The organism is Pseudomonas sp. CFBP13509, from assembly GCF_005233485.1.
Classification (GTDB): Bacteria; Pseudomonadota; Gammaproteobacteria; order Pseudomonadales; family Pseudomonadaceae; genus Aquipseudomonas; species Aquipseudomonas marginalis.
The window spans coordinates 1-15,275 of record NZ_QGAA01000024.1 but is presented as its reverse complement, the minus strand read 5'-3'; the positions used below and the strand labels follow the sequence as shown (position 1 = coordinate 15,275).

Annotated in this window: 9 protein-coding genes and 1 pseudogene; 3 read left to right on the top strand and 7 right to left on the bottom strand. The window is 60.7% G+C overall.

Annotation, left to right across the window (positions count from 1 at the left end; all coding sequences use genetic code 11):
* Positions 1 to 9: 9 nt before the first annotated feature.
* The gene (locus PspCFBP13509_RS27760; protein WP_161985742.1) at positions 10 to 5,937 is read left to right on the top strand and encodes a leucine-rich repeat domain-containing protein; all 5,928 of its coding nucleotides are present in this window, start codon (positions 10 to 12) and stop codon (positions 5,935 to 5,937) included.
* Between the two features lie 10 nt (positions 5,938 to 5,947).
* On the opposite strand, the gene argR is transcribed toward PspCFBP13509_RS27760, so the two are convergent.
* The 7 genes from argR to acs form a co-directional block, all read right to left on the bottom strand.
* Positions 5,948 to 6,928, bottom strand: a complete 981-nt coding sequence (gene argR, locus PspCFBP13509_RS27755; RefSeq protein WP_065947832.1) for a transcriptional regulator ArgR — start codon at positions 6,926 to 6,928, stop codon at positions 5,948 to 5,950.
* Between the two features lie 218 nt (positions 6,929 to 7,146).
* Positions 7,147 to 7,911, bottom strand: coding sequence for an ABC transporter ATP-binding protein (locus tag PspCFBP13509_RS27745; RefSeq protein WP_010208310.1), 765 nt, complete (start codon positions 7,909 to 7,911; stop codon positions 7,147 to 7,149).
* 27 nt (positions 7,912 to 7,938) lie between these two features.
* On the bottom strand, positions 7,939 to 9,051 hold the full coding sequence (locus PspCFBP13509_RS27740; protein ID WP_065926196.1) for a succinylglutamate desuccinylase/aspartoacylase family protein: 1,113 nt from the start codon (positions 9,049 to 9,051) through the stop codon (positions 7,939 to 7,941).
* 1 nt (position 9,052) lies between these two features.
* The gene (locus PspCFBP13509_RS27735) at positions 9,053 to 9,751 is read right to left on the bottom strand and encodes an ABC transporter permease (RefSeq protein ID WP_053140043.1); all 699 of its coding nucleotides are present in this window, start codon (positions 9,749 to 9,751) and stop codon (positions 9,053 to 9,055) included.
* The gene (locus PspCFBP13509_RS27730) at positions 9,748 to 10,437 is read right to left on the bottom strand and encodes an ABC transporter permease (protein WP_010208305.1); all 690 of its coding nucleotides are present in this window, start codon (positions 10,435 to 10,437) and stop codon (positions 9,748 to 9,750) included. Before PspCFBP13509_RS27730 ends, PspCFBP13509_RS27735 begins: the two co-directional genes overlap by 4 nt.
* Positions 10,438 to 10,528: 91 nt before the next feature.
* Entirely contained in the window at positions 10,529 to 11,314 is a 786-nt protein-coding gene (locus PspCFBP13509_RS27725; protein ID WP_065926197.1) for an ABC transporter substrate-binding protein, read from the bottom strand.
* Between the two features lie 609 nt (positions 11,315 to 11,923).
* Positions 11,924 to 13,879, bottom strand: a complete 1,956-nt coding sequence (gene acs, locus PspCFBP13509_RS27720; RefSeq protein WP_053140037.1) for an acetate--CoA ligase — start codon at positions 13,877 to 13,879, stop codon at positions 11,924 to 11,926.
* A gap of 411 nt (positions 13,880 to 14,290) precedes the next feature.
* Between acs and PspCFBP13509_RS27715 the strand changes: the two genes are divergently transcribed.
* Together PspCFBP13509_RS27715 and PspCFBP13509_RS27710 are read left to right on the top strand one after the other, a co-directional pair.
* Complete coding sequence (locus PspCFBP13509_RS27715) at positions 14,291 to 14,560, top strand: DUF2790 domain-containing protein (protein WP_027607759.1); 270 nt, start codon at positions 14,291 to 14,293, stop codon at positions 14,558 to 14,560.
* 510 nt (positions 14,561 to 15,070) lie between these two features.
* A pseudogene (locus PspCFBP13509_RS27710) lies at positions 15,071 to 15,275 on the top strand (ribonucleotide-diphosphate reductase subunit beta); the annotation flags it as partial.

Sequence of the window (15,275 nt, the reverse complement as noted above, 5' to 3'; positions counted from 1 at the left end):
ATCGATCCCATGCCTCCCCTCCCCGCACCCGCCAACGGCGAAGTTCGCCACACCATTGTCATGCAGGCCATTCCCCACTGGCTGGGTGAAGCCACGCCAGCCAGGCGCTCCACCCTAGGCGAAGTGTCCGGGAGTTTTCCCGACTGGTACAAAAACGCCTCCGCCACCCAGCACGCCGAACTCAAGCGTCTCAACGGCGAAGCCTGGACCCGGCAGAATCAGGTAGACAAGGCTCTGGCCGGCCTCAAAAGCCCGCAAACCTTCGGCGCCGAACTGCTGCAACCGGCGCTGAAGCGCCAATACAGCGTCGATCTGGATGTGCGCAGCACCTGGCTGCAACTCTATGTGCCATTGACGCTTGCGGGGTTTCGGGTTCAGGCCGGGGCCTCGCGTACGTGGAGCGTTTCACTGCTCAACGCCGCGCTGCACAACTTCGAGCCCGCCGAAGCACAGCCCGATGCCTACGAGCGCAACTCCGGTTTCAGCAGCCAACCCAACGCCGCCGGGCATTTCCAAAGCCTGCCGGCGGTTGACGCACGCATCACCATTGCCCAATTTGCCACCCTCTGCCGTGAATTGGATATCGGCGGGCGCTATCAGCGCTATCTCGAAGATTACCTGGGGCTGGACAACCCTGTGGCCATGGCCGCCCTGCAATACAAGGTCGAGCAGAGCCTGAGCAGCGCGCTCAAACGCTCGCTGTACATGGCACTGCTCAAGGGCGACATCCCGCAAACCGGCTACGACGCGGTCCACAGCCTGATTGATCACGGACAGCACTGCCCGATGTGGGTCGCTCATGAGCTGGTGATCATGTCCAGCCGCCTGACCGGGATCGTACTGTTTTCCCAGGACCTGGATGCAAGCCGCGAGCCGGTGCCGGTGATCGTCTATATCCCTGACGACCCGCAGCACCCCATCAAGCAATACGCCAGCACGCAGGCGTTTATCCAGGCGCTCACCGCACGGTTGCGCGCCTCGGACTTTCAGCACTTCTTCAGCCGCTTTGTCGACCATGCCGACCTGGGGCGTTTTTTCGCCGACCTCACGGGCCGCCTGAGCCAAGTGACCTGGCACTCGCATACACCGGGCGATCCGCTGCCCAGTTGGCGCGGCAGCGAGGTGGAGCGAGCAAACCTGCAGTTTCGTGGCATTCCCATCAAGCAGCCGCTGTTCCATTACCTGCATCAGATGAAGTTGAGCAAACTGCTGAACGACGCGCGCAGCCAGGCAGTGAGCACCGCCAGCGCCAACCAGAAAGCGCGCTGGGAGCGCTGGGACCTGGTGCAAAAAATCGCCTCGGCACTGCTGCAAGTCGTCGCCCTGATTGCCACCCCCTTTGTGCCGCCACTGGGCATGCTCATGCTCGGCTACACCGCCTACCAATTGCTGGACGAAGCCTTCGAAGGGGTTATCGACTGGGCTGAAGGCCAGGTGCAGGAAGCCTTCGGACATGCGATGGGGTTTATCGAGCAACTGGTGCAATTGGGCCTGTTTGCCACAGGCATCCCCATCGCCCAGGGCATTCTGCGCAAAGTGCTGCCGAGTGAGTGCCTGGGGTTTCTGGATGGCCTCACACCCGTGACCAGACCCGATGGCGGCGAACGCCTGTGGAAGCCCGATCTTGAGCCTTATCGTCTCAAACAGAGCCCGCCCAGCGGCGTACGTCCTGATGAGAAAGGCGTGTACCGCTTCAACGGCAAAAACCTGCTGCAGGTGGGCGACGACTATTACACCGTCCGGCAAGACCCCATCAGCCAGCGCTATTTTGTGCAGCACCCCAGCCGTGCGTCGGCCTACCAGCCGCAGGTGATCAGCAACGGCCAGGGCGCCTGGATTACCGAGTTGGACCGCCCGCTGAGCTGGGACAGCGCCACACTGATGCGGCGTCTCGGCTACCCGGCCGAAGGCCTGGATGACGCGCGCTTGCAGCAGGCGCGCAGCGTCAGCGGTACCCACGACAACGCGCTGCGCCAGATGCACCACACCGGGCAAACGCCGCCGCCGCTGCTGGCCGATACCCTCAAGCGCTTCAAGATCGATCTAGCGCTGCAAGACTTCATCACGCAACTCAACAGCGATGACCCGCTCATCTATGGCCAGGCGGACGTTCAGACACAGTTGCAGATACTCACCAGCTACGGCCTGTGGCCCGCCTCCAAGACCTTGCGGTTCCTGGATACCCAAGGGAAAACCCAATGGGAGTTTCTTGGCCGGCCCGACGCTAGCGTGGTACAGATCCATGAAAGCCAATTGGAAAATGGTGATCTGCTACGCGTGCTGGTGGAGAGTTTGGATGAAGCCGAGCGCAAAGCACTGCTTGAAGAACCCGCCGACCAGCCCGCCTCCCATGCGTCTATTCGCGCCGCGGCCCTGCGCAAAAAGATCGCCCGCCTTGCCCACGAAAAACGCTTCTCGCTGTTCGATTCCCGCTACCGCAGCGAAGAACATAGCCCGGGGGCAGCGCTGCAAAAAATCATCGACGCCGCCCCCGAGCCCGGCCTGCCCGTCAGCGTCGCCCATGAACTGCTGGCCAATGCCACCGGCGACGAGTTGCAAGCCATCGACCAAGGCAAGGTGCCGACGCATATAGCCGAGCAAGCCGCAGCCGCCCAACTGGATGTGCGCACCACCCGTGCTTACGAAGGGCTCTACCTGGACGCCGTCGACAACCCCGACACTCACCTGCTCGCGCTGCTGTCCCTGGAGCGCCTGCCCGGATGGTCGACGCGCATGCGCCTGGAAGTCCGGCAGTACCGTAGCGACGGCCCGTTGCTGGAGGCTATCGGCGCCGAAGACGCGCCGCTCAAGCGAATCGTCATCCATACCGAATCGGGCCGCTATACGCCTGTCGATGAAAAGGGCCCGGTGTTTGGCGACACCGATTTCTTCACCGCCATCCTCCAGGCGATCCCCGATAGCCAGCGCGACGCCCTGAACATCCACATCGGCCAGGGCGAGCGCCTGCGCCAGGCGATTGGCGAGCACGTGCTCGATCGCGAGCGGCTGCGCACCTTGCTCAGCGCAGACACTTACCGCAAACCGACGTTCGACCCCACAGTCATGCGCCTGCGTGGCGGCATGGACGGTTATCAGGCAGCAGGGCCGTCACAGCCACCAGCCGCCGAGCCGCAGCCCACGCTTGAGCAGCGCGCCCAGCACTTGCTGCCCAGCCTCCCTGCGGAACAGATCGCCGACCTGGTTCAGACCCTGGAAAGCCGTCCCGGCGGCGCCTTGGCGACCCTGATAACCCTGCAGGTCGAATACAACAAACTGGACACCGACCTCGCCGTCTGGGAACACATGACGCCCACCTTCCACCCCATCACTGAAGCACCACTGACGCCCCGGGAATACCAGTACGTGCGACGCAACCGTGCCCTGTGGGCCCAGGAGGTCAGGCGCGGCTGGCGCCAGGAAACCGCGATTGATCACTACCATGACCAACTGCTCCTCAATGGCCACAAGCTGCAACTGACGATCCCGATCTACGGCGAACTGCCCAGGCTCACGGCACGCTTCGAGCACATCAGCCTGCTGGAGCTCAAGGGTCAGCACACCGCACTGCAGATCAATGACTTCGTGCAGTTGTTCCCACGCCTGCGTCACCTGAACGTCAGCCAGTTTTACCTGGGTGGCCTTGCGCCAAGCATCGCGCAACTGCCCAGCCTCGACGCGCTGATATTGAGCGACTGCAACATTACCCTGACCGAAGAAACTCGGGTGGCCCTTGGCAGCATGACTCGCCTGAAGACCCTGGACCTGTATAACAACCCTCTGGGCCTGACGCCCAGCGTTACCCACATGGCCCACCTGCAACACTTGGACCTGAGCTACACCGGCATCCGTGATTTGCCGCCAGGCCTGCTGAACCGTCCACAGTTGGAACTGGCGGTTTTGTCCAATAACCAGATCCGCGAACTGCCTCCGGCGCTGTTCGAGTTGCCGGTAGAAACCAGCCGCAAGTTCGACCTCTCCAGCAACCCGCTGTCGGGACCCACGCTGGAGCGGGTCAAGGGGTACTACCAAAGAACCGGTGGCCGCTGGGACATTGACGCGCCCGGCACCGAAATCCAAAGCGCCAGACGCCTTTACCCAACGCTGTCGGACAATGACATCAATCAGCTCATCTTCGATTTCCCGGGCAACCTGGACGCAGGCCGCGCAGCGCTGGCGCAGCTTGAAATCGACTACCCGCAGATTCGCCAAACGCTGGCACCTTGGGCCGACGACGAGCAAGTGTCCGCCCAGGAGCGCACCTATCGCTCACTGTTCGTGGACACGCTCGAAGCCGGCTGGCGTCGGGAAACCGAGCAGGACACACACGCCCCAGGGCGTCTCCCGCGCTTCACACTCAACCTGCCCTACCCCATCAGCGGCGATATTCCCGCCCTGAGCACGCCCTTCCCCCATGTCTCATCACTGAGCCTGTCCGGCAATGCATCCACCCTGCAGCCCAACGCGTTTCTGCGCAGCTTTCCACAGTTGGAGCGCCTGTCCATCGAGCGCTATACCCTGATGCATTTGCCCAGGACCCTGCCGCAACTGGAGCGGCTGACCCATCTGCGCCTGGATCGCTGCGCCATTGAACTGAACCCCGCCAGCGCCCAGGTGCTTTCCAGCATGACCCACCTCCAACACCTGGACCTGGCCAATAACCGCCTGGTCTGGCTACCGGACTTCAATCGCCTGACAGCCCTGACCAGCCTGTCACTGAGCAACACCGGCCTGCGGGAAATTCCACCGGCGCTGCTGGCGGGCAACATCGCCCGGACACGGGTAGACCTGAGTCACAACGCCATCGAGCAGATTCCCGATCAAGGCTTCCTACTGCCCGCCACCCTCAGCGCAGCCTTTGACCTGTCGGATAATCCGTTGTCACGGCACACCCTCGCCCGCATCAAAACCTACTGCCAGGCCACTGGCGAGCACTGGAACGCGCCGGCCCCCCAACCCCAACTGCAACAGCTACAAGCACTGTACCCAAGCCTCAACAACCGCGAGGTCAGCCGTGTGTACTTCCAGTTACCAGGCGACCTGGACGCTGTAGACCTGCACATCACGCGCCTGGATGGCGAGTATCAGGACCTGCAGGCACACCTCCAAGCCTGGGCTATGGAGGTCCCCTCCAGAGACCCACTGCTCGACACCGTGCTGGACGAGGGCGCGCGGGCCGAAGAACAAATCCGTCGCCTGGGCTTCAAGGATTTGCTCGAACGCTGCTGGCGCCGGGAGGGCGAGTTGGACGACTCCAACGGTTTCACCCGCCACAGCCATAAACTGGTGTTCCACGGCCAGTTATTGGGGGACATGCCGATGCTGAGTGCGCAGTTCGATCACGTGAGCCTGCTGGAGATCATCGGAGACGGTACCAACCAGCAAGTGGACGGTCTGCTGCGCTGCTTCCCCAACCTTGTCAGCCTGACCCTCGAACGCCACACACTGCTGGATATCCCCGCCTCGGTGTTCGGCCTCCGACGCCTGCGCTATCTGAAGCTGGCGGAAAACCATATCCGTCTGACCCGCGAGAGCAAAGAGCAGCTCTCACGCCTTATCCACCTGGAATACCTGGACCTGAGTGACAACCCGCTGATATTTATTCCCGACATCCGCAACCTTGGACGGCTAGTGTCGATCTACCTGCACAACTGCGGGCTGACACACGTGCCGGAAGGCGTCTTTGCCCTGGGCCGCCTGCGGGTGCTGGACTTGAGTGACAACGAAATCGTCGACGTGCCCAGCGACCTGTTGGAAATGCCGTTGCCACTCAACGATGACTCCGACCTCAGCGGCAACCCACTGTCCGATCAGAGCATCGAGCTGCTGCGCGACTATTACCGCCAGACAGGCTACGAACTGGGCGTGGAAGAGGCGATGTTCGACGAGTTCGGCGTGGCGCTGATGGCCCCGGGAACCCCGAGACCCATGGAGGAATAAGCGAGGATGCTCAGCCGCGCTCGGACGGCACTGACGACAACTCGAACGGGCTGCTGCTGCGCCGCTGGTTGCGATCTTCACGTGGGGTGGCGCCAAAGAAGTTGCGGTAGGCGCTGGAGAAATGCGGCCCCGACGAGAAGCCGCAGGACAGGCCGATCTGGATGATCGATTTGCTGGTTTGCATCAACATCTGGCGCGCCTTGTTCAGGCGCAGTTCCAGGTAGTACTGGCTGGGAACGCGATTGAGGTATTGCTTGAAGATCCGTTCCAGTTGTCGTCGCGACACGCACACGTGCTGGGCGATCTCGTCGGTGGTAAGCGGTTCTTCGATGTTGGCTTCCATCAGCAACACCGCCTGGGTCAGCTTCGGATGGCTGGAGCCCAGGCGATTTTGCAAGGGAATGCGCTGGCGCTCGCCGCCTTCGCGGATGCGCTCCACCACCAGTTCTTCCGACACCGCGCCCGCCAGCTCGGCGCCGTGGTCGCGGGCCAGCACCGCCAGCAACAGGTCGAGTACCGACATGCCACCGCAGGCGCTCAAACGGTCACGGTCCCAGTCGAACAGGTGGCTGGTGGCAATGACCTTAGGGAAGCGCTCGGCAAAATCGTCCTGCCAGCGCCAGTGCACAGCGGCGCGGTAGCCATCCAGCAGACCCAACTGAGCCAGCGGGTACACACCCGCTGACAAGCCGCCGATCACACAACCAGCACGCACCAACTGCTTGAGCGCAGTGCTGAGCTGGGAGGCAATAGCCGTGGGCGGTTCGTCAGCCAACAGGAACAGCTTCTGGAAACCTTCCAGCTTGCCGGCCCACGGCTCACCCGGCAATTGCCAGGCCCCTTCGGTCGCCGGTTCTGCGAGCAGAAACGACAACTCGTAGACCACATCCGGATGCACCCGCTGAGCAACGCGCAAGGCCTCCTCAGCCAGCGCAAGCGTGAGTGCTTTTGTGCTGGGCCAAATCAGGAAACCAATTTTATGGGCGGTCATGGAGTGCTATCCGAAGCGAGTAACAGTAATGAAGACAGAGGCCAATGCTAGCCCGTAAACCAACACAAAGCTCAAAAACGATAAAGACCTGCTTTCCTGTAGGAGCGAGCTTGCTCGCGAAAAACCTGAGAACACCACGGGGCATCAGGCTTCCCGCGTTATCGTTGACGATCTTCGCGAGCAAGCTCGCTCCTACAGGGGGAAAGCAGCGGCCTTGATTATTTCAAGCTGCCGGACAGGAACTGCTGCAACCGCTCGGACTGCGGGTTGACCAGCACTTCCCGCGGGTTGCCACGCTCTTCGACGATGCCTTTATGCAAGAACACCAGCTGGTTGGACACTTCACGGGCAAAGCCCATTTCGTGGGTCACCACCACCATGGTGCGGCCTTCCTGGGCCAGGTCCTGCATGACCTTGAGCACTTCGCCGACCAACTCTGGGTCCAGCGCCGAGGTGGGTTCGTCGAACAGCATCACCTCAGGCTCCATCGCCAGGGCACGGGCGATCGCCACGCGCTGCTGCTCGCCCCCGGACATGTGGCCGGGGAACGCATCCTTGCGATGGCCCACGCCGACCTTGGCCAAATAGTGCTCGGCCTTTTCACGGGCCTCTTTCTTCGACACGCCCAGCACATGCACCGGGGCTTCCATCACGTTTTCAATCGCGGTCATGTGCGACCACAGGTTGAAATGCTGGAACACCATCGACAGGCGCGAGCGCATGCGTTGCAGTTGCTTAGGGTCGGCGGCCTTCATGGCGCCGTCCTTGTTGGCCACCAGTTTCAGCTCTTCGTTATTGAGCAGGATCTTGCCGGCGTGGGGTTGCTCCAGCAGGTTGATGCAGCGCAAAAAGGTACTTTTGCCCGAACCACTGGAACCGATGATGCTGATCACATCACCGGCCGCGGCGGCCAGGGACACGCCTTTGAGCACTTCATGACTGCCATAGCGTTTATGCAGGTCTTGGACTTCAAGTTTGTACATGCGGTCGGTTCTCACAAAAACAGGTGGTCAGTCGTTGAGCAAGCGCCCGTGACGCAGCGCTTCGCGCCCCGCCACCTTGGCCAGCCAGAAACCCGCTTGGGCATAACGTAGCCGTTCAACGGCAAACAACACCCCCGAGGTGCCTGCGCAGATAATGCTCACGCGGTCTTCCAGGGGGTCAATCACTTCAAAAATCGGCTCGCCCTTCTCGATCCAGTCGCCGGCTTTACGCAGGTAACTGATCACCCCGGCGTGGGGCGCGAACAGCAATTCGGTGCCTTCGAAGGGCACGCCTTCGCACGGTTCGTGTTGCGGCGCCGGCCATTCGCCCTTGATCAGGCCTTGCTCGGCGAGAAACGCGAGGATGCCTTCGGCGTGGAAGATCGCTTCGTCACGACCGGTGTCCGCTTGACCGCCCAACTCCAAGGTAGTCGCCAGGCAGGCCAGCGGGATCTGCGCGTCAGGGAAGGCGCGGGACAGACGCAGCCACGGCAACGAGCAGGCCTCATCAAACGAGCTGCCGCCGGAATCTTCCGCGAGCAGACCGACTTTCACATTCAAGTGCGCCGACAGCGAACGCCACTGCGGCCAGTGCTGGGGCAGCGCGTACATGTGCAGTGCGGCTTCGGCGTCGCAGTGCAGGTCGAGGACGATATCGGCGCTGCACGCATGGCTCAGCAGGATGCGTTGCATGCCTTGCAATTGGCTGCTCGGCTCGGGCAATGCGTTGAGCGCATCGGCCATCGCTTGGCGAATCATGCGCACGTTGGCGTGAGCATCATCCCCCAGCTTGCCTGTGAGCAACTCGGCCACCGGCTCGCTCAACTCAACGAAATCGCGGTTGAAATTCTTGCCGCTGCCCACTTCGAAACGGCCCTGGTGGCTGCCTTGCAGCAACTGGCCCAGGCCCATCGGGTTGGCCACCGGCACCAGCTCGATCACGCCGTTGAGGGCACCTTGCGCTTCAAGTTCGGCGAGGCGTTTTTTCAGCTCCCACGCGGCGCGCATGCCGGGCAATTCATCGGCGTGCAGGCTGGCCTGGATATAGGCCTTGCGCTCGCCACTGCCGAAACGGAACACGCTCAGTTGGCGCTCGCAGCCCAGGTGGCCCCAGGGCAACAGGTGATCGATACGTTCCATATCAGTGCTTCCGTGGAGCCAGGTAGCTCAGCCAGCGGCGCTCGGCCAACTTGAACAGGCGCACCAGGATAAAGGTCAGGCACAGGTAGAACACGCCGGCGGTGATGTAGGCTTCGAACGGCAGGTAAAACTGCGCGTTGACCGTGCGCGCGGCACCGGTGATGTCGATCAGGGTGACGATGGACGCGAGACTGGTGGTCTGCAGCATCATGATCACTTCGTTGCTGTACTGCGGTAGCGCGCGGCGCAGGGCCGACGGCAGCAGGATGCGGCGGTACAGCTTGTAGCGCGACATGCCCATGGCCTTGGCCGCTTCGATCTCGCCATTGGGGGTGGCCTTGAGGCTACCGGCAATGATCTCGGCGGTGTAGGCGCTGGTGTTGATCGCAAAGGCCAGGCACGCGCAGAAGGTCGCACTGGACAGCAGTGGCCACAGGAAGCTCTCGCGCACCGCTTCGAACTGCGCCAGGCCGTAGTAGATCAGGAACAGCTGCACCAGCATCGGCGTGCCGCGGATCACGTAGGTGTAGAGCCAGGCAACGCCGTTGACGACCGGTTGCTTGGACACACGCATCAAGCCCAGGGGCAAGGCGGCGAGCAGGCCGAAGAACAGCGAGATGGCGAGCAGTTTCAGGGTGGTCAGCAGGCCGCCAAGGTACAGCGGCATGGCCTCCCAGATGACGTTGTAGTCGAAGATCATAGATCAGCCGCCCTTACGCCTACCGAGTAGCGCTTCTCAAGATGACGCAGGGCCAGCAACGACACGCTGGTGATCACCAGGTACATCGCCGCCACTGCGAGGAAGAAGGTAAAAGGCTCGCGGGTGGCATCAGCCGCCTGCTTGGCCTTGAACATCATGTCTTGCAGGCCCACCACCGAGATCAGCGCGGTGGCCTTGGTGAGTACCAGCCAGTTGTTGGTAAACCCGGGGATCGCCAGCCGGATCATCTGCGGCACCATCACCCGGAAAAACACCTGGAAGCTGCTCATGCCATACGCCAGGCCGGCTTCGGCCTGGCCCTTGGGGATGGCCATGAAGGCGCCACGGAAGGTTTCCGAGAGGTAGGCGCCAAAGATGAAACCCAGGGTGCCGATACCGGCGGCCAAGGGGTTCAAGTCGATATAGTCGTCATAGCCGAGCATCGGCGCGACGCGGTTAAGCAGGTCCTGACCACCGTAGAAAATCAGCAGGATCAGCACCAGGTCGGGGATCCCGCGGATCACCGTGGAGTACAAGTCACCCAGCCAGGCCAACCAGCGCACCGGCGACAGGCGTAACGCGACCCCGATCAGACCCAGAACAATGGCCAAGGCCATGGACGACAAGGCGAGCTGAAGCGTCAACCATGCGCCATCGAGGATGACGGCCCCGTAGCCTTTCAACATGATTCAGGTCCTCGAAAAGGGGGATGAAAAAATGGCGCAAACCGCAGGAATTCTGTTGCTTGCGCCATTTCGGACAGATCGCTGCGACGATTTACTTGGCGTCAGCGCCGTAAATATCGAAGTCGAAGTACTTGTCCTGGATTTTCTTGTATTCGCCGTTGGCACGGATCGCGGCAATGGCTGCGTTGATGCGGTCGAGGTTTTCCTTGTCGCCTTTGCGTACGGCGATGCCGATGCCGTCACCGAAGTACTTGGCGTCGGTGAACTGTGGGCCCACGAACGCGTAGCCTTTACCGGCTGGCGTCTTCAGGAAGCCGTCTTGCAGCAGGGTGGCGTCGGCCACGGTGCCGTCGAGGCGACCGGCTTCCACGTCCAGGTAGATTTCGTTCTGCGAGCTGTAAGGCACAACAGTGGCGCCTTTAGGAGCCAAGACTTCCTTGGCGAAACGATCGTGGATCGAACCGCGTTGCACACCGATCTTCTTGCCCTTCAATTCATCCAGGCTGTCGCTGACGGTGGTGCCTTCCTTCATCACCAGTTGCGCTGGGCTGAGGTAGTAACGGTTGGTGAAGTCCACGGACTTCTTGCGGTCTTCCGTGATGGACATGGACGACAGGATCGCGTCGATCTTGCGCACTTTGAGCGCCGGGATCAGGCCATCGAACTCTTGCTCGACCCAGGTGCACTTGACCTTCATCTCTTCGCACAGGGCGTTGCCGATGTCGTAGTCAAAACCGACGATGCTGCCATCCGGTGCCTTGGAGGCAAACGGAGGGTAGGCCGCTTCGATACCAATTTTCAGGGGCTTGCCTTCAGCGAAAGCCTGCATGGACAGCACGGACAGCGCCAGGGCGCCCAACAGCACGAGTTTCTTCATCTTGGGACTCCATCGGTATAGGGCAAAACAGCAGTATGAGCCATGGCCCACGATGCGACTGAGTGAAACCGAATAGCGGTGCTGCGTCCTACACCAATTCAACAGTGGAGACGACGAGCGAGTGATCGGCATTCTAACGACAGGCCGGAAGCCGATATTTCCTCAATGCGACAACAATTTACAGAAGCACTGAGAAAGCGGTTCCAGCACATTGACAGCCTCTGGATTTTATGCAGAGACAAAAGATATTAAACCTGTTGATGCTGCAAATTGCGGGCCTATTATTCGCAAACCCTTCTAGCACGGCAAGTGTGGCGTTTAATCTTATGGCTCGGGGTGTCTAAGGCGCGGTTTTTCGGGGCATAAGCGTAGCCCTTTGCCTCAGGTTTGGGCGATGGGTTACACATTTGTGCCACTCGGTAACATTCAGAAACTTCCTACGCGAAAAACCGATATTTATTTGCCTGATGATCATGCGGGCCTGTCAGACCCTCCCCCCTACCCACCTTGGATTGCAATCCAAATGTAGGAAAGGCGGTGATTTTGAGAAATCATAAAAAAGCCCCACTCGGCATACACCGAATGGGGCTCTTTCCCACCTACCCCGCCTTACGCGACATTCATGGTCTTGTGTGTCTCAATCAAATGCGCCACTACACCTGGGTCCGCCAGGGTGGAAATATCGCCCAGCCCGTCGTACTCGGCCGTGGCAATCTTGCGCAGGATACGCCGCATGATTTTCCCCGAGCGCGTCTTCGGCAAGCCCGGTGCCCACTGGATGACGTCCGGCGAGGCAATCGGCCCGATTTCCTTGCGCACCCAGTTCTTCAGCTCCAGGCGCAGGGCTTCGGTGGGTTCTTCGCCATTCTTCAGGGTCACGTACACATAGATGCCCTGGCCCTTGATGTCGTGCGGCACACCCACCACCGCCGCTTCGGCGACTTTAGGGTGGGCAACCATGGCGCTTTCGATCTCGGCGGTGCCCATGCGGTGGCCGGATACGTTCAACACGTCATCCACACGGCCGGTGATCCACCAGTAGCCATCTTCATCGCGACGGGCGCCGTCACCGGTGAAGTACATGCCACGGAAGGTCTTGAAGTACGTGTCGACAAAACGGTCATGGTCGCCGTACAGGGTACGGGCCTGGCCTGGCCACGAGTCGAGAATCACCAGGTTGCCTTCGGCGGCGCCTTCGATGATGTTGCCCAGGTTGTCCACCAGCGCCGGCACCACGCCGAAGAACGGCCGTGCGGCAGAACCCGGCTTGAGTGCATGGGCACCCGGCAGCGGGCTCATCAGGGTGGCGCCGGTTTCGGTCTGCCACCAGGTGTCGACGATCGGGCAACGGGATTGGCCGACATTCTTGTAGTACCAGTCCCACGCTTCCGGGTTGATCGGCTCACCCACCGAGCCCAACAGGCGCAGGCTGCTGCCATCGACGCCTTCGCAGGCAGCGGTGCCGGACGCCATCATCGCGCGGATCGCGGTCGGGGCGGTGTAGAGGATATTGACCTTGTGCTTGTCGACGATCTTGCCCACCCGGGTAATGTCCGGGTAGTTCGGCACACCTTCGAACAGCAAGGTGGTCGCGCCATTGGCCAGCGGGCCGTAGACAATATACGTGTGGCCGGTGACCCAGCCGACGTCGGCGGTGCACCAGTAGATTTCGCCCGGGCGGTAGTCGAATACGCGCTCGTGGGTCAGGGCCGCGTACAACAGGTAGCCGCCGGTGGTGTGCTGCACGCCTTTCGGCTTGCCGGTGGAACCTGAGGTGTAGAGGATGAATAGCGCTTCTTCGGCGCCCATCTCTTTGGGCGCACACACGGTGCCCGCCACTTTCATCAGGTCTTCGTACCAGATGTCGCGATGCTGGTTCCACTTGATCGAACCATTGGTGCGCTTGCACACGATGACCTTCTGGATGCTGCTGGTTTCCGGGTTGGTCAGCGCGTCGTCGACGTTGGCCTTCAGCGGAATCTTCTTACCGGCGCGAATGCCTTCATCGGCCGTGATCACCACCTTCGACTTACAGTCGATGATGCGACCGGCCAGGGCCTCCGGCGAGAAACCACCAAACACCACGGAATGGATCGCACCGATGCGGGTACACGCCAGCATGGCGACCACGGCTTCGGGAATCATCGGCATATAGATGGTTACCACGTCGCCGCGGTGTACATCCTGGCCACGCAGGGCGTTGGCGAACTTGCAGACTTCTTCGTGCAGCTCGCGGTAGGTGATGGTACGGCTCTCGGCCGGGTCATCGCCCTCCCAGATGATCGCCGCCTGGTCGCCGCGCTCGGCGAGGTGACGGTCCAGGCAGTTGTAGGAAACGTTCAGGGTGCCATCGGCGAACCACTTGATGTCGACATGGTGATCGTCGAAAGAGGTCTGCTTCACTGCGGTGAAAGGCTTGACCCAGTCAAGGCGCTTGGCTTGCTCGCGCCAGAAACCGTCGGGGTTGACCACCGACTGCTGGTACATGGCCTTGTAGGTTGCCTCGTCGGTCAGCGTGTTGGCTGCTACTTCGGGGCGAACGGGGTACAGGGAAGCCGCACTCATCTTTCTTACCTCGGTGACATAGTTGTTGTTGTATGACCCAGTTGTATCCGGGGTGGGCCTATAGAACCATTCGACGATGGTAGTAACAAGACCCTACAAAATGCCCTGCTATCCCCGTTTACCGCTCTGGCCCGCAGCCTGAGGGGCTTTGCGGGTGGGTGAAAAAACCTTTATCACGGGATTGTTACAAAAACCGCCAATAGTCTTTATCAAAAGCACGGGTATATGAATATAACCCGCAGGCCTAGAATCACTTCCGCCAACCAAGGCATTGTGATTAACACAACAGTGATTAACAACGTAACAGCCCCCACGAAGGCACGTTAATCCGAACTAACCAATCCTAAGTTACACACGTGGCCTCACAAGGGCCCCGTGACCCCTTTCGCCCTGAAGAAGGTAAGTAAAGAAATGAAAGCTCTCGTAGTTATGGCCCTCAGCAGCTTGTGCGCCACCGCCGCCCTGGCCGACGAGGCCCCGACCGAGCTGGCCGGCCAGAACGCCCCGATTGTCGAGGACTACACCTATAGCACCAAGCTGGACGTGGCCAAAGTATTGTCCATGAGCACAATCCCGGAAGTCTGCGAAGTTGTGCCGGTAAAGATGGAATATGAAGACTCCCAGGGTCAGCGCCATATCCTTAATTACCATGTCATGGGTAATGGTTGCTCTAACGGATAACAACTTCGTTAGTTGGAACAGACCCGGATCTTATTCGCCGCAAGAAATCGTTCTTGCGGCAAAGAACCGGTCCTCCCTTCCCGCCCTCAAAAAGCCCTCCCCTCTTCCCCACAATAAATAGCCCACCGCCCGTCAAAAATTTCCTACCCCATCAACCCCCCGCAAACCCTCACTCTGGCTCAAATAGCCGCCTTTTTGTCTCTGATCCGAGACCATCCGCCGCAACACAAAGCCGAATTTTTCCCTATAATGCGCGGGTAAATCGGGCCTGCAATATCCCTTTACACAGGGACGAAGAGCCAGATCTTGAGCCTGCGCTGGAGTATGCATCCACCGCTCCGCCCCTCAAGCCTCATGCAGTACCCGTTACCCAATTCCGTTTATTTGCCTGCGCGAGCTGTTGCAACAAACGATTCCTTAAGATCCACCGCGGCCCGAGGGCCGTGTGAACACCCAACCATCCGGTTTCACACGGGCACCTTTGAGCCCTCACGCAGGAGACGACACGTCATGCTGAGCTGGGACGAATTCGACAAAGAAGAAGACGGTGAAGTAGCCACCAAAGGCGCCAACGCCGGCCACGCCACCGAAGCCAACATGGACCGCCTCGACGGTGCCGGTGCCGCTGCCGCCATCGAAGCACGCGCCGTCACCGCCAGTGACTCCGCCGCCATCGTGCGCGCCAAGGCCGCCCTGGACAAACTCGACGTCGCCG

Excerpts from the sequence above, each read along its gene's own strand:
- acs (WP_053140037.1), bottom strand. The coding sequence starts at position 13,879 with ATGAGTGCGGCTTCCCTGTACCCCGTTCGCCCCGAAGTAGCAGCCAAC.
- PspCFBP13509_RS27740 (WP_065926196.1), bottom strand. The coding sequence starts at position 9,051 with ATGGAACGTATCGATCACCTGTTGCCCTGGGGCCACCTGGGCTGCGAG.
- PspCFBP13509_RS27745 (WP_010208310.1), bottom strand. The coding sequence starts at position 7,911 with ATGTACAAACTTGAAGTCCAAGACCTGCATAAACGCTATGGCAGTCAT.
- PspCFBP13509_RS27735 (WP_053140043.1), bottom strand. The coding sequence starts at position 9,751 with ATGATCTTCGACTACAACGTCATCTGGGAGGCCATGCCGCTGTACCTT.
- PspCFBP13509_RS27760 (WP_161985742.1), top strand. The coding sequence starts at position 10 with ATGCCTCCCCTCCCCGCACCCGCCAACGGCGAAGTTCGCCACACCATT.
- argR (WP_065947832.1), bottom strand. The coding sequence starts at position 6,928 with ATGACCGCCCATAAAATTGGTTTCCTGATTTGGCCCAGCACAAAAGCA.
- PspCFBP13509_RS27715 (WP_027607759.1), top strand. The coding sequence starts at position 14,291 with ATGAAAGCTCTCGTAGTTATGGCCCTCAGCAGCTTGTGCGCCACCGCC.
- PspCFBP13509_RS27725 (WP_065926197.1), bottom strand. The coding sequence starts at position 11,314 with ATGAAGAAACTCGTGCTGTTGGGCGCCCTGGCGCTGTCCGTGCTGTCC.
- PspCFBP13509_RS27730 (WP_010208305.1), bottom strand. The coding sequence starts at position 10,437 with ATGTTGAAAGGCTACGGGGCCGTCATCCTCGATGGCGCATGGTTGACG.